This window comes from Streptomyces longisporus (genome assembly GCF_039532765.1).
GTDB lineage: Bacteria > Actinomycetota > Actinomycetes > Streptomycetales > Streptomycetaceae > Streptomyces > Streptomyces longisporus.
This window is the reverse complement of the sequence record NZ_BAAASG010000016.1, coordinates 267727-283177: the sequence shown is the minus strand read 5'-3', so window position 1 is coordinate 283177 and position 15451 is coordinate 267727. Positions and strand designations below refer to the sequence as shown.

Annotated in this window: 9 protein-coding genes; 7 read left to right on the top strand and 2 right to left on the bottom strand. The window is 72.2% G+C overall.

Going from position 1 to position 15451, the window contains the following annotated elements; translation table 11 throughout:
* Positions 1-270: 270 nt before the first annotated feature.
* Complete coding sequence (locus ABD355_RS33275; protein WP_344404615.1) at positions 271-1977, top strand: glycerol-3-phosphate dehydrogenase/oxidase; 1707 nt, start codon at positions 271-273, stop codon at positions 1975-1977.
* A 78-nt stretch (positions 1978-2055) separates the two neighbouring features.
* Here the strand turns inward: ABD355_RS33275 and ABD355_RS33270 are convergent, their stop codons facing one another.
* Positions 2056-3099 carry a serine hydrolase domain-containing protein gene (locus ABD355_RS33270; protein ID WP_344404614.1) on the bottom strand — a complete coding sequence of 348 codons (1044 nt, stop codon included), beginning with the start codon at positions 3097-3099 and terminating at the stop codon, positions 2056-2058.
* A 172-nt stretch (positions 3100-3271) separates the two neighbouring features.
* Between ABD355_RS33270 and ABD355_RS33265 the strand changes: the two genes are divergently transcribed.
* The 5 genes from ABD355_RS33265 (at position 3272) to ABD355_RS33245 (ending at position 13536) form a co-directional block, all read left to right on the top strand.
* On the top strand, positions 3272-5500 hold the full coding sequence (locus tag ABD355_RS33265) for a serine/threonine-protein kinase (RefSeq protein WP_344404707.1): 2229 nt from the start codon (positions 3272-3274) through the stop codon (positions 5498-5500).
* A 164-nt stretch (positions 5501-5664) separates the two neighbouring features.
* Positions 5665-8346, top strand: a complete 2682-nt coding sequence (locus tag ABD355_RS33260) for a protein kinase (protein ID WP_344404612.1) — start codon at positions 5665-5667, stop codon at positions 8344-8346.
* A 161-nt stretch (positions 8347-8507) separates the two neighbouring features.
* Positions 8508-10184, top strand: a complete 1677-nt coding sequence (locus ABD355_RS33255) for a serine/threonine-protein kinase (protein WP_344404611.1) — start codon at positions 8508-8510, stop codon at positions 10182-10184.
* Between the two features lie 72 nt (positions 10185-10256).
* Positions 10257-11870, top strand: coding sequence for a serine/threonine-protein kinase (locus ABD355_RS33250; protein WP_344404609.1), 1614 nt, complete (start codon positions 10257-10259; stop codon positions 11868-11870).
* Positions 11871-11967: 97 nt separating this feature from the next.
* Positions 11968-13536: a serine/threonine-protein kinase gene (locus tag ABD355_RS33245; protein ID WP_344404608.1), complete on the top strand. Its 1569-nt coding sequence runs from the start codon at positions 11968-11970 to the stop codon at positions 13534-13536.
* 7 nt (positions 13537-13543) lie between these two features.
* On the opposite strand, the gene ABD355_RS33240 is transcribed toward ABD355_RS33245, so the two are convergent.
* Positions 13544-14446, bottom strand: a complete 903-nt coding sequence (locus ABD355_RS33240) for an AraC family transcriptional regulator (protein ID WP_344404606.1) — start codon at positions 14444-14446, stop codon at positions 13544-13546.
* Between the two features lie 72 nt (positions 14447-14518).
* Here ABD355_RS33240 and ABD355_RS33235 point away from each other — a divergent pair, with 72 nt between their 5' ends.
* Positions 14519-15421: an MBL fold metallo-hydrolase gene (locus ABD355_RS33235; protein WP_344404605.1), complete on the top strand. Its 903-nt coding sequence runs from the start codon at positions 14519-14521 to the stop codon at positions 15419-15421.
* Positions 15422-15451: the final 30 nt, after the last annotated feature.

Genomic DNA, 15451 nt, shown 5'->3' with positions numbered 1-15451 from the left:
GGTGGGCCGTCCTCCCAGTAACCGAAGCGGGGCAGGTGCGCAAGTCCTGTGGACAGGACAGGCGAAGTGCAATGTCACACTAGGAGTAAATATGACCGATTTGCGGGATTGGTTGTCCGTGTTTTCCGCAGGTCTCGGGAATGTTGTCCACAGGCTGGGGGTGACTGGTGGCTGAAGCCGGGCAAGCCGGTCAGAATTTGGGCATGGGGGGATGAGAACCGGGCTTCGCCCGACGGGTGCGGCCGACGCTACCGATAGCGGGAGGCAGCGGTGAGGACAGCGACACTGGGGCCGGCGCAGCGAGCCGAGGCACTGGCGGGAATGGCCGAGCGCGAGCTGGACGTACTGGTGGTGGGCGGCGGCGTGGTCGGTGCGGGCACCGCCCTGGACGCCGTGACGCGCGGACTGTCCACCGGCCTGGTCGAGGCGCGTGACTGGGCGTCGGGCACATCCAGCAGGTCCAGCAAGCTGATCCACGGCGGCTTGCGCTATCTGGAGATGCTCGACTTCGCGCTCGTGCGGGAGGCACTGAAGGAGCGCGGCCTGCTGCTGGAGCGGCTGGCCCCGCATCTGGTGAAGCCGGTGCCGTTCCTGTACCCACTGCAGCACAAGGGCTGGGAGCGCCTGTACGCCGGTTCGGGTGTTGCGCTCTACGACGCGATGTCGATGGCCCGCGGACACGGCCGCGGCCTGCCCACGCACCGTCATCTGACCCGCCGCCACGCCCTGCGCGTGGCACCGGCCTTGAAGAAGGACGCGCTGGTCGGGGCACTGCAGTACTACGACGCCCAGATGGACGACGCGCGTTATGTGGCCACCCTGGTGCGCACGGCGGCGGCGTACGGCGCGAAGGTCGCCAACCGCGCGCGTGTGACGGGTTTCCTGCGGGAGGGCGAGCGCGTCGTCGGCGCGCGTGTGCAGGACGTCGAGGCGGGCGGCGAGTACGAGGTCCGCGCCAAGCAGATCGTCAACGCGACCGGGGTGTGGACCGACGACACCCAGGGCATGGTCGGCGAGCGAGGTCAGTTCCACGTCCGGGCGTCCAAGGGCATCCACCTGGTCGTACCGAAGGACCGCATCAGCTCCTCGTCCGGGCTGATCCTGCGCACCGAGAAGTCCGTGCTGTTCGTCATCCCCTGGGGCCGGCACTGGATCGTCGGCACCACGGACACCGACTGGGACCTCGACAAGGCACACCCGGCCGCCTCCAGTGCGGACATCGACTATCTGCTGGAGCATGTGAACTCGGTCCTCGCGGTGCCGTTGACCAGGGACGACGTGCAGGGCGTGTACGCGGGGCTGCGCCCGCTGCTGGCCGGCGAGTCGGAGGCCACCAGCAAGCTGTCGCGCGAGCACACGGTCGCCCATCCCGTGCCCGGCCTCGTCGTGGTCGCGGGCGGCAAGTACACGACCTACCGGGTGATGGCCAAGGACGCGGTGGACGAGGCGGTCCACGGCCTCGACCTGCGGGTCGCCGAGTGCGTGACGGAGGACGTGCCGCTGCTGGGCGCCGAGGGCTACCGGGCGCTGTGGAACGCGCGGGCGCGGATCGCGGCGCGGACGGGTCTTCATGTGGTGCGCGTGGAGCATCTGTTGAACCGCTACGGATCGATGGCGGAGGAGGTCCTCGACCTCGTCGTCGCCGACGCCTCGCTCGGGGAGCCGCTGCAGGCCGCCGACGACTATCTGCGCGCCGAGGTGGTGTACGCCGCCTCGCACGAGGGTGCCCGGCACCTGGACGACGTACTGACCCGGCGCACCCGCATCTCCATCGAGACCTTCGACCGGGGGACGCGCAGCGCGCGGGAGGCGGCCGAGCTCATGGCGCCGGTGCTCGGCTGGGACAAGGACCAGATCGAGCGCGAGATCGAGCACTACGAGAAGCGGGTGGAGGCCGAGCGGGAGTCGCAGCGGCAGCCGGACGACCTGACGGCGGACGCGGCGCGGTTGGGGGCGCCGGACATCGTGCCGCTGTAGGAGGCCGGGCATCCAGGCACCGGGATATCACTCGAACGAGTGGCGGGATCCGGGATCTTCGTTCGGAACCCGGCCGTTCTACGGAGTGCGAGGGCAGAACTCGGCGGCGAGCAGGGCCGGTTCGAGGCCGGGATCTGCGATCGTCGTCGTGTTCACGCGGAAGGTGAGGACATGCCGGCCGTCGGCGGTGGCTGCGGTGCGCACGTAGCTGCCGGTGATGCGTCCGTTGTGCCCCCACACCGTGATGCCGCACGGCAGCTTCGCGGGAAACAGGCCCATGCCGTACAGGCCGTGTGCGGTGCGGGTGTCGCGCATCTCGCGCAGCCGGCGCGGGGGCAGCAGTTCACCGCCCAGCAGTGCCGCGTAGAAGCGGTCCAGGTCGGCGAGCGTGGTCACCAGCTCGCCCGCGGCTCCGGCCACCCGCGGGTCGAGTTCGGTGACGTCGGTTCCGTCGGTGGCGTAGGCGCGGCCGTGCGGGGAGGGCAGAGAGGTGCGGGAGCCGGGGAAGGAGGTGCCCGTCAGACCCAGCGGAGCGATGATGCGGCGCTCGGCCTCGGTGGCGTACGAGTGGCCGGTGACCTGCTGGATGACCATGCCGAGCACCACATAGTTGGTGTTGGAGTAGGAGTAGCGGCCGGGGTCGGCCGGGGGGTGGGTGAGGGCGATGCGTACGGCCTGACGAGGGGAGAGGGGAACGAGGCCTGCAGTCTCCGCGGTGAAGTCGTTCAGGCCGCTGGTGTGGGTGAGCAGGGCGCGCAGGGTCATCGTGCGGCCGTCGTTGCCGGCCCCGTGCACCAGGCCGGGCAGATGCTGCTCGACGGTGTCGGACAGGGAAAGCCGGTGTTCCGCCGCGAGTTGCAGGACGACCGTCGCGATGAAGGTCTTCGTGATGCTGCCGGCGCGGAAGTGGTCGGCGCGGGCGATGCCGCGGCCGGCCCGCGCGTAGCGGGTGCCGGAGTCCTCGTCGGAGAGGAGGGCCGCGGCGGGGGCTCCGCCCTGTGTGACCAGCAGGGGCAGGAGCGTGTCCGCGGCCGGTGCCGCGGGGGCCGAGGAGGGTGCCGGGGACAGGGTGAGGAGCACCAGCGACACGGGCGCGGCCAGTAGCGTCCTGAGCGGCGGCATCGCGAGGTCCTCCCTTGTCGCGGCCCATCATCCAGGGTGCCGCGACGCGCGGCCCGGCGGGGTCCCGGGTGCACGGGCTCCTCGTACGGCCCCACGGGCACCCTGGGCGTCGGGCACTTGTCGGGTGAGGGACAATGGAGGCTCTGTCAGGGCGGGTTGCATGAGGGGACGCATGTCGGAGGCGGAGCGGGCGGGGACATCTCGTCAGGACACTCGTCAGGACAACAGCGAGCGTCTTCTCGCCGGGCGGTACCGGCTGGGGAGGGTGCTCGGCCGCGGCGGCATGGGCACGGTGTGGCGGGCCGAGGACGAGACCCTGGGCCGGACGGTCGCCGTCAAGGAGCTGCGGTTCCCGTCGAACATCGACGAGGACGAGAAACGGCGGCTGATCACGCGGACGCTGCGCGAGGCCAAGGCGATCGCGCGGATCCGCAACAACAGCGCGGTGACGGTCTTCGACGTGGTCGAGGAGGACGACCGGCCGTGGATCGTGATGGAACTCGTCGAGGGCAAGTCGCTCGCCGAGGTCATCCGGGAGGACGGCCTGCTGGAGCCGAAGCGGGCGGCCGAGGTCGGTCTTGCGATCCTCGACGTGCTGCGCTCGGCGCACCGCGAGGGCATCCTGCACCGTGACGTGAAGCCGTCCAACGTGCTTCTGGAGTCCGACACCGACCGGGTCGTGCTCACCGACTTCGGTATCGCCCAGGTCGAGGGCGATCCGTCCATCACCTCGACCGGCATGCTCGTCGGCGCGCCCTCCTACATCTCCCCGGAGCGGGCCCGCGGTCACAAGCCGGGCCCCGCGGCCGACCTGTGGTCGCTCGGCGGACTGCTGTACGCGGCCGTCGAGGGCGTGCCGCCGTACGACAAGGGTTCCGCGATCGCCACCCTCACCGCGGTGATGACCGAGCCGATGGAGGAGCCGAAGAACGCGGGGCCGCTGAGGGACGTCATCTACGGGCTGCTGACCAAGGATCCCGCCAAGCGGCTCGACGACGCGGGTGCGCGGGCGATGCTCAACCGCGTGATCCACGCGCCCGAGCCGAAGGAGGCCGAGCCGGAGCCGCCGCTGGACGCGACGCGGGTGGTGCCGCTGCCGGTGCAGCCCGATGCGCCCAAGGGCAAGGGCAGTTCGGGCGGCTCCGGAAGCAAGCGGGGCGAGGAGGCGGCGGAGAAGCTGCGCGGGGCGCTGCGTTCCGTGCGGAAGGCCGCCGTGGCGGCGGGAGCAGCGGCCGGATCGGCGGCTGCGACGCGCGGCAAGTCGGGGAGCGGTACGGGCGGTTCGGGGTCCGGCGGGGCGTCGGGTGCGGCCGCTTCCTCTGCTCCCCCGGCGCCTTCTGCTCCTCCGGCCCCTCCCGCTGCGACGACTCCGATGCCTGCGGTGCCTCCGGCTCCGCGGGCGGCCGCGTCGCCGTCCGCGCCGGTGCAGTCCTCGGCTTCGGGTGCCAAGGCGCCTTCCGGTACCGCTGCCGGTTCCGGTTCATCCGCGGCTTCGGGTTCCGCCGGTGCCTCGGCCTCGTCGGCCGGTGCAGACTCCGCGGGGCGGGAGAGCGGGACGCAAGGGGCGAATGCGCAGGCAGGTGGGCGCAGTTCGGGGTGGCCGGTCGTGCCGCCGCCGGATCTGCCGCCGCGGCCCGTGCCCAGGGCACCGCTCACCGACGTGGTGCCGAAGCGGACGCTGGTGATCATCGCGGTGGTGGTCGTGCTCGCCGTGGTCGGGACCGTGCTGGCCATCGTGCTCGGCGGGGACGGCAAGAGCTCGAACGGCGGGAAGAGCAGCGGCGGGAAGGCCGCGGCCAGTGCCTCCGCCGGTGCCCGCACCAAGGAGGACACCAGCGGCGGCACCCGTGCGGACGGAGCCGGCTCGCAGTCCGGGTCGGCGTCGACGGACGGCAGCACTCCCAGCAACAGCCCGACCGCGTCCGGCGGGAGCAGCGCGGGAGCGGGCGGGTCGTCCGGGGACGACGGCGCGGTGCGGACGAAGTACACGGGGAGCCAGGGGTACTCGATAGGACTGCCCAAGGGGTGGAAGTACCAGTCGGCGAGTTCCGCCGGGGACCGGTTCACCGGGCCCGACGGGCAGAAGCTGCTCGTCGCCTGGACGTCCACGCCCAAGGGCGACCCGGTGGCCGACTGGAAGGACCAGGAGCGCTACATGACGCGCTCGCAGTACCAGAAGATCCGGATAGAGCAGGTGGACTACCGCGGCTGGAACACGGCCGACTGGGAGTTCACCTATGTGGAGAGCGGGACGGAGTACCGGACGATCGATCGCGGGTTCGTCGTCAATGAGCATCTCGGTTATGCGCTGATGTACACGGCGAAAGCCGCGAACTGGGACAGTGACCTGCGTAAGGCCACCTGGGACACCCTCGCGAAGACGTTCGAACCCAAGTCGTGAGGTGACCGAACCCGTGTTTGAGCCGTGAGATCTGGCATCCCCTCATTGCGGGTTGCCTCCGGCACGTATCGTGAGTGTTTGCGGACCGTACGCATCCAGGTATGGGTGCGGAACGGGGCGCAAGGCGAACGGAATTGACCAACCGGGCGGCCGGGGGAGGCAACGTGGACGACTATGCGGGACGAGTTCTCGCCGACCGCTACCGCCTGCCGCTGCCACCCGCCGACGAGTACGAACTCACCGACACCCGCGCCTTCGACACCTACAGCGGTCAGGAAGTCCTGGTCAGGCAGGTGCCGTTGCCGGAAGTCGTCGAGGCGGAGGTGCTCGACGCGGAGGGGCTGCCGGACGGGTTCACGGCGCGTGACCCGCGGCAGCGGGGGAGCGGCCGGTCCGCGGCGCGCACCGGGGTGCGGCGGCCCACCGACCCTGCGGTACGGCGTGCGGTCGAGGCCGCGCAGGCAGCGGCGCAGATCCCCGACCATCCGCGGCTCGACCAGGTCTTCGACGTGTTCGCCGAGGGCGGTTCGCTGTGGATCGTCAGCGAGTTGGTGTCGGCGCGGCCGCTCGCGGCGCTGCTCGCCGAGAAGCCCCTCACGCCGTATCGGGCGGCCGAGGTGGCCTCCGACGTCCTGATGGCGCTGCGGGTGCTGCACGCCCATGGCTGGGTGCACCGGAACATCACCGCCCGTACGGTGCTGGTCTGCGACGACGGCCGGGTGATGCTCACCGGGCTCGCGGTCGGGGCGGCGGAGGAGGCGCTGTGCGGGTACGACCCGGTGCCGGCTCCGGAGGGCGACGGGGACGGCGGGTTCGGAGCTGCGGGCGGTTCCGCGGGTGAGCCGGGTCTGCCAGGCGCTGCACAGAGTCCTCAGGGCTCCCCTGGATTCCAGGGTGCTCAAGGCGGTCCCGGCAGCGGCGACCCCGAGGCCGCTCGGCGTGCCGCCATCCGGGCGCGTACGGCCGGGGGGCTGCCGAGCGCCGGGCCGGACACGGCGAACGGGGCGGGGGCGCCGGGTGCGCTCGCGCCCAAGGCCCTGGAGACCGGCGGGGACATCCGGGCCGCGCGGGCCGGGGCGATCGCCGCGTACCGGGCGGGTGCCCGGGCCGCGGCCAGGGTTCAGGAGGCGCAGCAGAGCGGGCGGGCGGCGCTGCCCGGCGCCCGTTCCGCGCCCGAGGGCGGCCCCGCCTCACAGGCCAACGGCACCACGAACCCGCCGGGGCAGATAGCCGACCCGTACGGAGTGAGTGCCTGGCACGGGGCCGCGCCCCGCAGCGGAGCCAGTGGGTCACCGACCGTCGAGGGTGGTGAGGCGGCCGGTCTCCCGGGCCAGGGCGGTCGTACGGCACTCCCGCCGGGCGACGGCGGCTCCTACGCCGGCGGAAGCCCCTACGGCAACGGCGGTACCTCGGCGCCGGGCGCCGGTGCTCTTTCGGCCTCCGGCGTTCCGACCCCTCGCCTCGACAAGGCTCCCCCGACCGGCGTTCCGGCACCCGGCTCCCATGCTTCCGCCCCGCTCCCGCCCGGTGCCGCGCCGTCCGGCCGCTGGGACGACCTCGTGGCCGGCACCCCCGCCCCGCGCGGCCCCGCCACCCCGCTCGCCGCCGAGCGGGCCAGGCAGGCGCGGATGGCCGTGGTGGGGCCCGTGACGGAGCGGTGGGCGCCGGAGCAGGCCGGGCCCGTGCACGAGAACTGGCAGCTGGCGGCGCCCATCGGACCCGCGACCGACCTGTGGGCGCTCGGGGCGCTGCTGTTCAGGGCCGTACAGGGGCATGCGCCGTATCCGGAGGAGTCGACGGCCGAGCTGGTGCAGATGGTGTGCGCCGAGCCGCCCGCCTTCGCGGAGGAGTGCGGGCCGCTGCGGCCGGTCGTGGAGTCGCTGCTGCGTCAGGACCCGACCGAGCGGCTGGACTTCGAGGAGCTCAGGGGCTGGCTGCGGTCCCTCGTGCGGTCCGCGCCCGAACCCGACGCCGGTGCGCATGTCATCGCTGCGCCGCCCGCCGACGCCAGCCGGCTGCCCGTCGTACGGCGGCGGGGCGAGCTGGTGCGCAGGCGGCGCGCCGGGCTGCCCGCGACCAGCGCGCACGGACGGCACAAGCGGGCCAGGGAGCAGGCGCGTTCGCCGCGCAGCCTCGGCCGCACCCTGCTGGTGCTGATACTGCTCGTGCTGGCCGCGGCGGTCGCGTACGCCGTGCTCTTCATGCCGAAGGCCGGGCAGAAGGACGCCGGCAGCGACCGTACCGGCAGTGCGGGGGAGGTCAGCCCCGCGCCCGGGCAGTCGGGCAAGGGCGCGAGCAGCCAGCCACGCCCCGATCAGACCTCGCCCAAGTCCGAGGACAGCCCCTCGAATTCGGCGACCGCGACGGAGAGCCAGACCAGCGGGACGGCCGTCGCCGACGGTTTCACGCTGCGCAACGACCCGGAGGGCTTCCGGATCGCCGTGGCCAAGGGCTGGTCCCGGGCCGGAAAGAACGACTGGAACCAGGTGGTGTACTCGCACGGCGCCTTCGAGCTCATCGTCGTGAAGGGACGCGACGGCGCGGTCACCTACGGCAGCGACCCCATGGCGTACCAGCGGGACACGGAGCACGAGTTGCAGCCGTACCGCAGCTCCAGCTGGGCCACCGCGACCGGGCTGCGCACCGTCACGGTGGGGACCCGGACCATGGCCGAAGGACAGTTCACCTGGACCGACGACAGCGGGAACGACCTGTATGTGCGCAACCTCGTGATGCTCATCGGCGGGCGGTACCACATCGTGCAGGTGCGCGGTCCCGAGTCGCAGCGGGACGAGGTGACGAAGCTGTACGAGCAGGCGTCGTCCACCTATCAGGTGACCGGCTGATCCCGTTTGTGAACAGCCCGTGAAGGGCCGCATGGTTGCGTCCTGCGCACCGAAGCGACAACCGTCACAGTGCGGTCTCCTTGGGACCCCCCTTGTTCCCTGTTGACGGACCGGTCCTTAGTCTGACCCTGTCAAGAGCATTGCGGGGCAACGTGAATCAGATGCAGGGCCAGCTTGTCGCGGGCCGCTACCGGCTCGCCGACTCGATCGGCAGCGGCGGCATGGGCCGCGTGTGGCGCGCACACGACGAGGTGCTGCACCGTGCTGTCGCCATCAAGGAGTTGACCGCCGCGCTCTATGTGTCCGAGAGCGAACAGGAGCGGCTGCTCGCGCGCACCCGGGCGGAGGCGCGCGCCGCCGCGCGCATCAACCACTCCGCCGTGGTCACCGTGCACGACGTGCTCGAACACGACGGCCGCCCGTGGATCGTGATGGAGCTGGTCGAGGGCTACTCGCTGGCCGACGCGGTCAAGGAACGGGGGCGCGTCGAGCCGGCCGAGGCCGCGCGCATCGGACTGTGGGTGCTGCGCGCGCTGCGCGCCGCGCACGCCGCCGGAGTGCTGCACCGCGACGTGAAGCCCGGCAACGTACTCATCGGCCACGACGGCCGCGTCCTGCTCACCGACTTCGGCATCGCCCAGATCGAGGGCGACACGACGATCACCCGCACCGGAGAGGTCGTCGGCTCCGTCGACTACCTCGCCCCCGAGCGGGTCCGCGGCCACGACCCGGGCCCCGCCTCCGACCTGTGGGCGCTCGGTGCCACGCTGTACACGGCGGTGGAGGGCAGGTCGCCGTTCCGCCGCACCTCGCCGCTGTCCACCATGCAGGCGGTCGTGGAGGAGAATGCCGCCGATCCGCAGCACGCCGGTCCGCTCGGGCCCGTCATGGCCGCGCTGCTGCACAAGGATCCCGCCGCACGGCCGTCCGCGGCCGAGGCCGAGCAGATGCTCGCCGAGGCGGCGGAGGGCCGGCGGTCGAACGCGGCGCAGGCGTACGTGCCGACCCAGCACACCGGCTCCCGCTACGAGACCGGAACCGCCGCCACGGGCACCGGCCCCGGCACAGGACCGCAGACGGGCTCCGGCACGCCGTACCCGCCGACGACCGGGCCGACGTCGATCGGGCCGACCGGGCTGGGCCCGGAACACCGGACGAGCACCGGCCCCGCGCCGAAACGCCGACGACTGCGTACCGTCGTCCTCGCGATCGCCTTCGCGGCGATCGTCGGCGCAGGCGCCGCCGTGGCACTCCAGTCGCGGGACGAGGGCACGCCGAGCGGCACAGCCGGCACCTCCACGACACAGAGCCCGACGCCGACGAACTCGCCCAGCCCGAGCGCCAACGGAACCGTTCCTGCCGCATGGCAGCGCTACGACGACCCCTGGGGCTTCAGCCTCTACCTGCCCAAGGGCTGGAGCCGGAAGGTCTTCGGCGTCTCCGGCGAGATCAGGCAGGTCGACTACACACCCGACCACGGCAAGCACTTCGTCCGCATCGCCATGGACACCGCACCGGACTTCAAGGACGCCTACTCCCACCAGGTGAGCCTGGACCACCAGCTCCAGCGGCGCTTCGCCGACTACCACCGGGTGCGGCTGGAATCGAACATCTACCGCGACCGGCCCGGCTCCGTCTGGGAGTACACCTGGACCGCGTTGGAGGGGCAGCAGGAGGTGCCCTTCCCCGGTCCGCGCCGCGCCGTCGAGGAGACGTACATGTCCGGGGACGGCACCGAGTACGCGATCTACATCTCGTCGCCCGCAGCCGACTGGGCCACCACGAGCAAGCAGTTCAGGTGGGTCCTGCAGGGCTGGCAGGAGAAGACCTCCCAGTAACCGTTGGGCCGGACGGGGGTTGGCCGGTCACCGCCCCGGAGCACATCCGTCCGGTGGGGCATGATGGGGCGCATGGGGACCGAGGGGGAAGGCGTCCGTGTCATCGCGGGCCGTTATCGGCTCGAGGCGAGACTCGGGCGCGGTGGCATGGGTGTGGTGTGGCGGGCGACCGACGAGCTGCTCGGCAGGCAGGTGGCGGTCAAGGAGCTCCCCCTCGACCTCGACGAGACGCTCTCCGCGGAGGAGACCAGGCGGCAGCGCGACCGCACCCTGCGCGAGGCGCGTGCCGTGGCCCAGTTGCGCCACCCGCACATCATCGTCGTCCACGATGTCGTCGAGCACGACGAACGCCCGTACATCGTCATGGAGTTGATCGACGGCGGCTCCCTCGCCGACCGCATCTCCCGGCGCGGGCCGCTCACCCCCGCCGAGGCCGCCCGGATCGGCGCCGCCCTGCTGAGCGCCCTGCGCACGGCGCACGAGGCCGGGGTGCTGCACCGCGACATCAAGCCCGCCAACGTCCTGCTGGAGTCCGGCACGGACCGGGTCGTGCTCACCGACTTCGGCATCGCGCAGGTCGCGGGCGCCACCACGCTCACCGAGACCGGCTCCTTCGTCGGCTCGCCCGAGTACACCGCGCCGGAGCGGATGTCCGGGGCGAGGACCGGCCCCGAGTCCGACCTGTGGTCGCTGGGCGCGCTGCTGTGCACCGCGCTGAGCGGCGAGTCCCCGTTCCGGCGCGATTCGCTCGGCGGCATCCTGCACGCCGTCGTGTTCGACGAGATACGGCCGCCCGCGCAGGCCGAGCCGCTCCTGCCCGTCGTCCTGGGCCTGCTGGAGCGCGATCCCGACCGCCGGCTGGACGCGGCGCAGGCCGAGCGGATGCTGCGCGCCTACCGCGACACCGGCCGCACCCCGGCCCTGCCCCCTACTTACACACCCACCGAGCAGGACGTGCCCCGTACGCCCGCGCCGCCGCCCACGCCGTCACCGACGCCGTCGCCCACCGTGGAGACCAGGCAGTCCACCCGGGGCGTGCTGGTGGCCGCGCTGCTGGTCGCCGCGATGGCCGGGGCGGGGGTCTCGGCGGCGGCGCTGCTCATGAACCGGGGCGGCGAAGGGGGAGGTACGCCGACGAGTCCGGCGCCGCGGACCTCGGCGAGCGGGTCGCCGTCACCCACCTCCACAACGCCGAGCCCCTCGCGCACACCGTCCAAGTCCCCCGTCACGGCGACCCGCCCCTCCGCCCCCTCCGGCTACCGCGTCGCCGAGGACCCGGCCGGCTTCTCCCTCGCCGTACCGGAGGACTTCACCCGCTCACCGCAGGGCGAGCGCGTCTTCTACCTGTCACCGGGGGAGACCTTCCGGCTCGGCATCAAGGCCACCGATCCCGACGCGGGCGGCCCGCTCGCGGTGATGCGGCGTTCCGCCGCCAACGGCTCCGACACCAACCCCGGTTACCACGACGGCCGGGTCACCCCGACCACCCAGCACGGACAACCGGCCGCCCTCTGGGAGTTCACCTGGAACGGCTTCAGCACGGCCGAGGGCCCCCGGCACACCTACGACCTGTGCTGGGAGGAGGGCGGCCGGATGTACGACGTGTGGGTGTCGGCGCCGGTCGGCAAGGTGCGGGAGGCGAAGGAGTACTTCGACGTCGCGGTGGACACGTTCACGGCCGGTTGAGGCGCGGGTCCGGGGTTACCCAGGGATACGTCACGGGTGTGTGACCGGAATGCGCCGGCCCTGGCTGCGTGAGCGTCCGGCGCGATATGGATGGTCCATGAGCAGCAGCGGGGGCGTCGGCCACGAGTCCGATGACACGACGAGTTTTGTTCTGCAACCTCCCAGACCTCGGCAGTCCGAGCCCGGCGCCGGGCGTCTCGTCGCGGGCCGCTACCGGCTGCTGGCCAAGCTCGGTCACGGTGGCATGGGCACGGTGTGGCGGGCCAAGGACGAGACCGTCGACCGTGAGGTCGCCGTCAAGGAGCCCCGCGTCCCGGACCACCTTCCCGAACGCGAACGTGCCAACGCCTATGAGCGGATGCGCCGCGAGGCCCGCGCCGCGGCCCGACTCGACCACCCGGCGGTCGTCACCGTCCACGATGTGGCGGTCGTCGACGGGCGGCCGTGGATCGTGATGGAGCTGGTGCAGGGCCGCTCGCTCGGCAGCGCCCTCCAGGAGGGCACGCTGGACGCCCGCGAGGCCGCCAGGATCGGCCTGGAGGTGCTCGGCGCGCTGGAGGCCGCGCACGCGGCGGGCATCCTGCACCGCGACGTCAAGCCGGACAACGTGCTGCTCGGCCGCCACGACCGCGTCGTCCTGACCGACTTCGGCATCGCCCAGATCGAGGGCGAGACCAGCCTGACGGACACGGGCGGCTTCGTCGGCTCGCCCGAATTCATCGCCCCGGAACGCGTGCTGGGCCGGCGCCCCGGCCCGGCTTCCGACTTCTGGTCCCTCGGTGTCGTCCTCTACGCGGCAACGGAGGGTGTCTCCCCCTTCCGCCGCAGCAACACGCCGGCCACCCTCCAGTCGGTCCTCAACGCCACTCCGGCACCGCCCGCTTCGGCGTCGGGACCGCTGGCCGAGCTGATCACCGGCCTGCTGCAGAAGGACCCGGCGAGGCGTCCGAACGCCGCACAGGTCCGGGCGCTGCTGGAACGGACCGCGAACCCGCCGGCTCCCGTACCCTCTACGCAGCCTGTACGGATCGTCACCCAAGGGTTCCGTTTCGCCCGCAAGGCGTGGATCGGGGCGGGCACGGGCGCCCTCGCGGCGGCGCTGGCGGCGTACCTGGTGATCGGGCACCCCTTCGCGGGCCCGTTGCCCGACGGCTGGAAGACGCACCACGAGAGCGACGTGGCCGCGACGCTGGCGGTACCGGACGACTACGAGCGGGTGGTGCCCGACCGGAAGACCGACAAGAACCACTGGGTCACCTACAGCGACCTGAGCGGCGCGATCGGGATCACCCTGAGCCTCCAGAAGAAGTCCGAGGACACCGGCGGCACCATCAAGGACTCCGCGGCCGCCCAGATGTACGACGACAACGGCACGTTCAAGCAGAGCGGCGCATACGAGCTGAACATGCCCGGCGGCCCGGAGACGAAGACGAAGACCAGGCTGACGACGTACGAGAACAAACCGTCCGCCGAGAACACGGTGGCCTACAAGACCAACGACAGTCAGCACCCGCTCCCGCGCGAAGTGCGGATCTTCTACTACAAGTCCTCGGCCGGTGACCTCTACAAGCTGATCGTCAGCTACCCGGGCAAGGGAGACTTCACCGCGCGCGGACGCGAGGTCGCGCAGGCGGCGATCGCGAATCTCGCCATCGACAAGCTCTGACCCGCGGTCACCGCCGCACCTGCGTCCGATACCGACCCGGCGTCACCCCGAACTCCCTGCTGAACGCGTGCGACAGGGCGTACGGGCTGCTGTATCCCGACTCGCGGGCCACCGAGGCCAGCGGGGCGTCGGTGTCGCGCAGGAGGGTGGCCGTGCGGGTCAGCCGCCACCAGGTCAGATACGCCATGGGCGGGCGGCCGACCAGGGCCGTGAACCGGCGGGCCAGCGTGGCGCGGGAGACGCCCGCCTCGGCGGCCAGCCGGTCGTTGGTCCACGGGGCGGCCGGGTCCGAGTGCAGGGCGCGGAGGGCGGCCGTGGTCACCGGGTCGCTGAGCACGGCCGGCCAGGCACCCGTCGCCGTGTCCGCCTCCGTCGTCCACGCCCGCACCATGTAGATCAGCAGCAGATCGAGCAGGCTCGGCAGGGCCAGGCAGGAACCCGGGCGGCGCTCGTCGAGCTCGCGGGCCAACAGGTCCACGGCAGCGCGCAGTTCGGGATGGGAGCCGACCCGGTTCGGCAGATGGACGACCTGCGGCAGCTCCGCGAGCAGCGGATGCACGCGGCTGCGGTCGAGGCGGTACTTGCCGCACAGCAACTCCACCTCACGCCCGCCCGGCGCCCCCGCGGGCGGTCTCATCTCCTCGAACGGCACGGCCCGCGTCGTATCGCCCGGTGCGTCCGCGAGCACATGTCCCGCCCCGTGAGGCAGCAGTACGACGTCCCCGGCGCCCAGCGTCACCGGCTCGCCGCCCCCGTCGGGCAGCAGCCAGCAGGCACCCGCGAGGACCACATGGAACCCCGCGCCCTCGTACGGGGCGAGCCGAGTGCACCAGCTGCCGGCGACCCGCAGCCGGTTCGACGAGGGCTGCCCGATGCGCACGGCGGAGATCGCGTCACTCACCACGTCCATGAGACGCAAGCGTATCCGAATGAGCTGGACAGGCATTGGGTTGCTCATGGAAGCGCTTCTAAGGTTCTTGTCATGGCTGATGAGAACGTGCAGAGTTTCATGGTCGGTGACGTCGAGGTGCTCCGGGTCGTCGAGTGGCGGGCGCCCTATGCCCCGGCCCGGGACCTGGTTCCGGGCATCGGCCCAGAGGTGTGGCGGGACAACCGGGAGGCGCTGGTCCCGGACCACTGGGAGCCCGGCAGCGACCGCGCCGTGGTCGCGCTGCAGACCTGGGTGCTCCGCAGCGCCGGCCGCACCGTCCTCGTCGACACCGGCGTGGGCAACGGCCGCGAGCGGCCCGGCAACGCCCTCTTCCATCGGCGGCAGGGCGACTTCCTTGAGCGTCTGGCGCAGGCCGGAGTGCGCCCGGAGGACGTCGACGTCGTCGTGAACACCCACATCCACGGTGATCACGTCGGCTGGAACACCCGCGACCTGGACGGCAGCTGGGTGCCCGCGTTCCCGAACGCCGGCTACCTCCTCCCGGCCGCCGACGACCACCACTTCGGCCCCGACGGCGGGTACGGCGGCGGTGTACGCCCGGACGACCGGCTGATCTACCAGGACAGCATCGCGCCCGTGCACAAGTCCGGGCAGGCTCTGTTGTGGGACGGCGAGCACCGCATCGACGAGTACCTCACCCTGGAGTCCGCCCCCGGCCACACCCCCGGCTCGTCCGTCCTGCGGGTCGCCTCTCGCGGTGAACGGGCAGTGTTCGTAGGGGACTTGCTGCACAGCCCGGTCCAGATCCCGCACCCCGAGTGCAGCAGCTGCTTCTGCCTGGACCCCGGGCAGGCGGCCACCAGCCGCCGCCGGGTGCTCGAACGGGCCGTGGACGAGGGAGAGTTGCTGGTCCCGGCCCACTTCGGCGGCTCGGGGGTCGTGGAAATGCGGCGAAGGGGCGACGCCCTCGCCTTCGCCCGCTGGACTCCGTGACACAGGCCCCGCGTCGACAAGTCCCCGTTC

Excerpts from the sequence above, each read along its gene's own strand:
- ABD355_RS33270 (WP_344404614.1), bottom strand. The coding sequence starts at position 3,099 with ATGCCGCCGCTCAGGACGCTACTGGCCGCGCCCGTGTCGCTGGTGCTC.
- ABD355_RS33265 (WP_344404707.1), top strand. The coding sequence starts at position 3,272 with ATGTCGGAGGCGGAGCGGGCGGGGACATCTCGTCAGGACACTCGTCAG.
- ABD355_RS33255 (WP_344404611.1), top strand. The coding sequence starts at position 8,508 with ATGCAGGGCCAGCTTGTCGCGGGCCGCTACCGGCTCGCCGACTCGATC.
- ABD355_RS33250 (WP_344404609.1), top strand. The coding sequence starts at position 10,257 with ATGGGGACCGAGGGGGAAGGCGTCCGTGTCATCGCGGGCCGTTATCGG.
- ABD355_RS33245 (WP_344404608.1), top strand. The coding sequence starts at position 11,968 with ATGAGCAGCAGCGGGGGCGTCGGCCACGAGTCCGATGACACGACGAGT.
- ABD355_RS33240 (WP_344404606.1), bottom strand. The coding sequence starts at position 14,446 with ATGGACGTGGTGAGTGACGCGATCTCCGCCGTGCGCATCGGGCAGCCC.
- ABD355_RS33235 (WP_344404605.1), top strand. The coding sequence starts at position 14,519 with ATGGCTGATGAGAACGTGCAGAGTTTCATGGTCGGTGACGTCGAGGTG.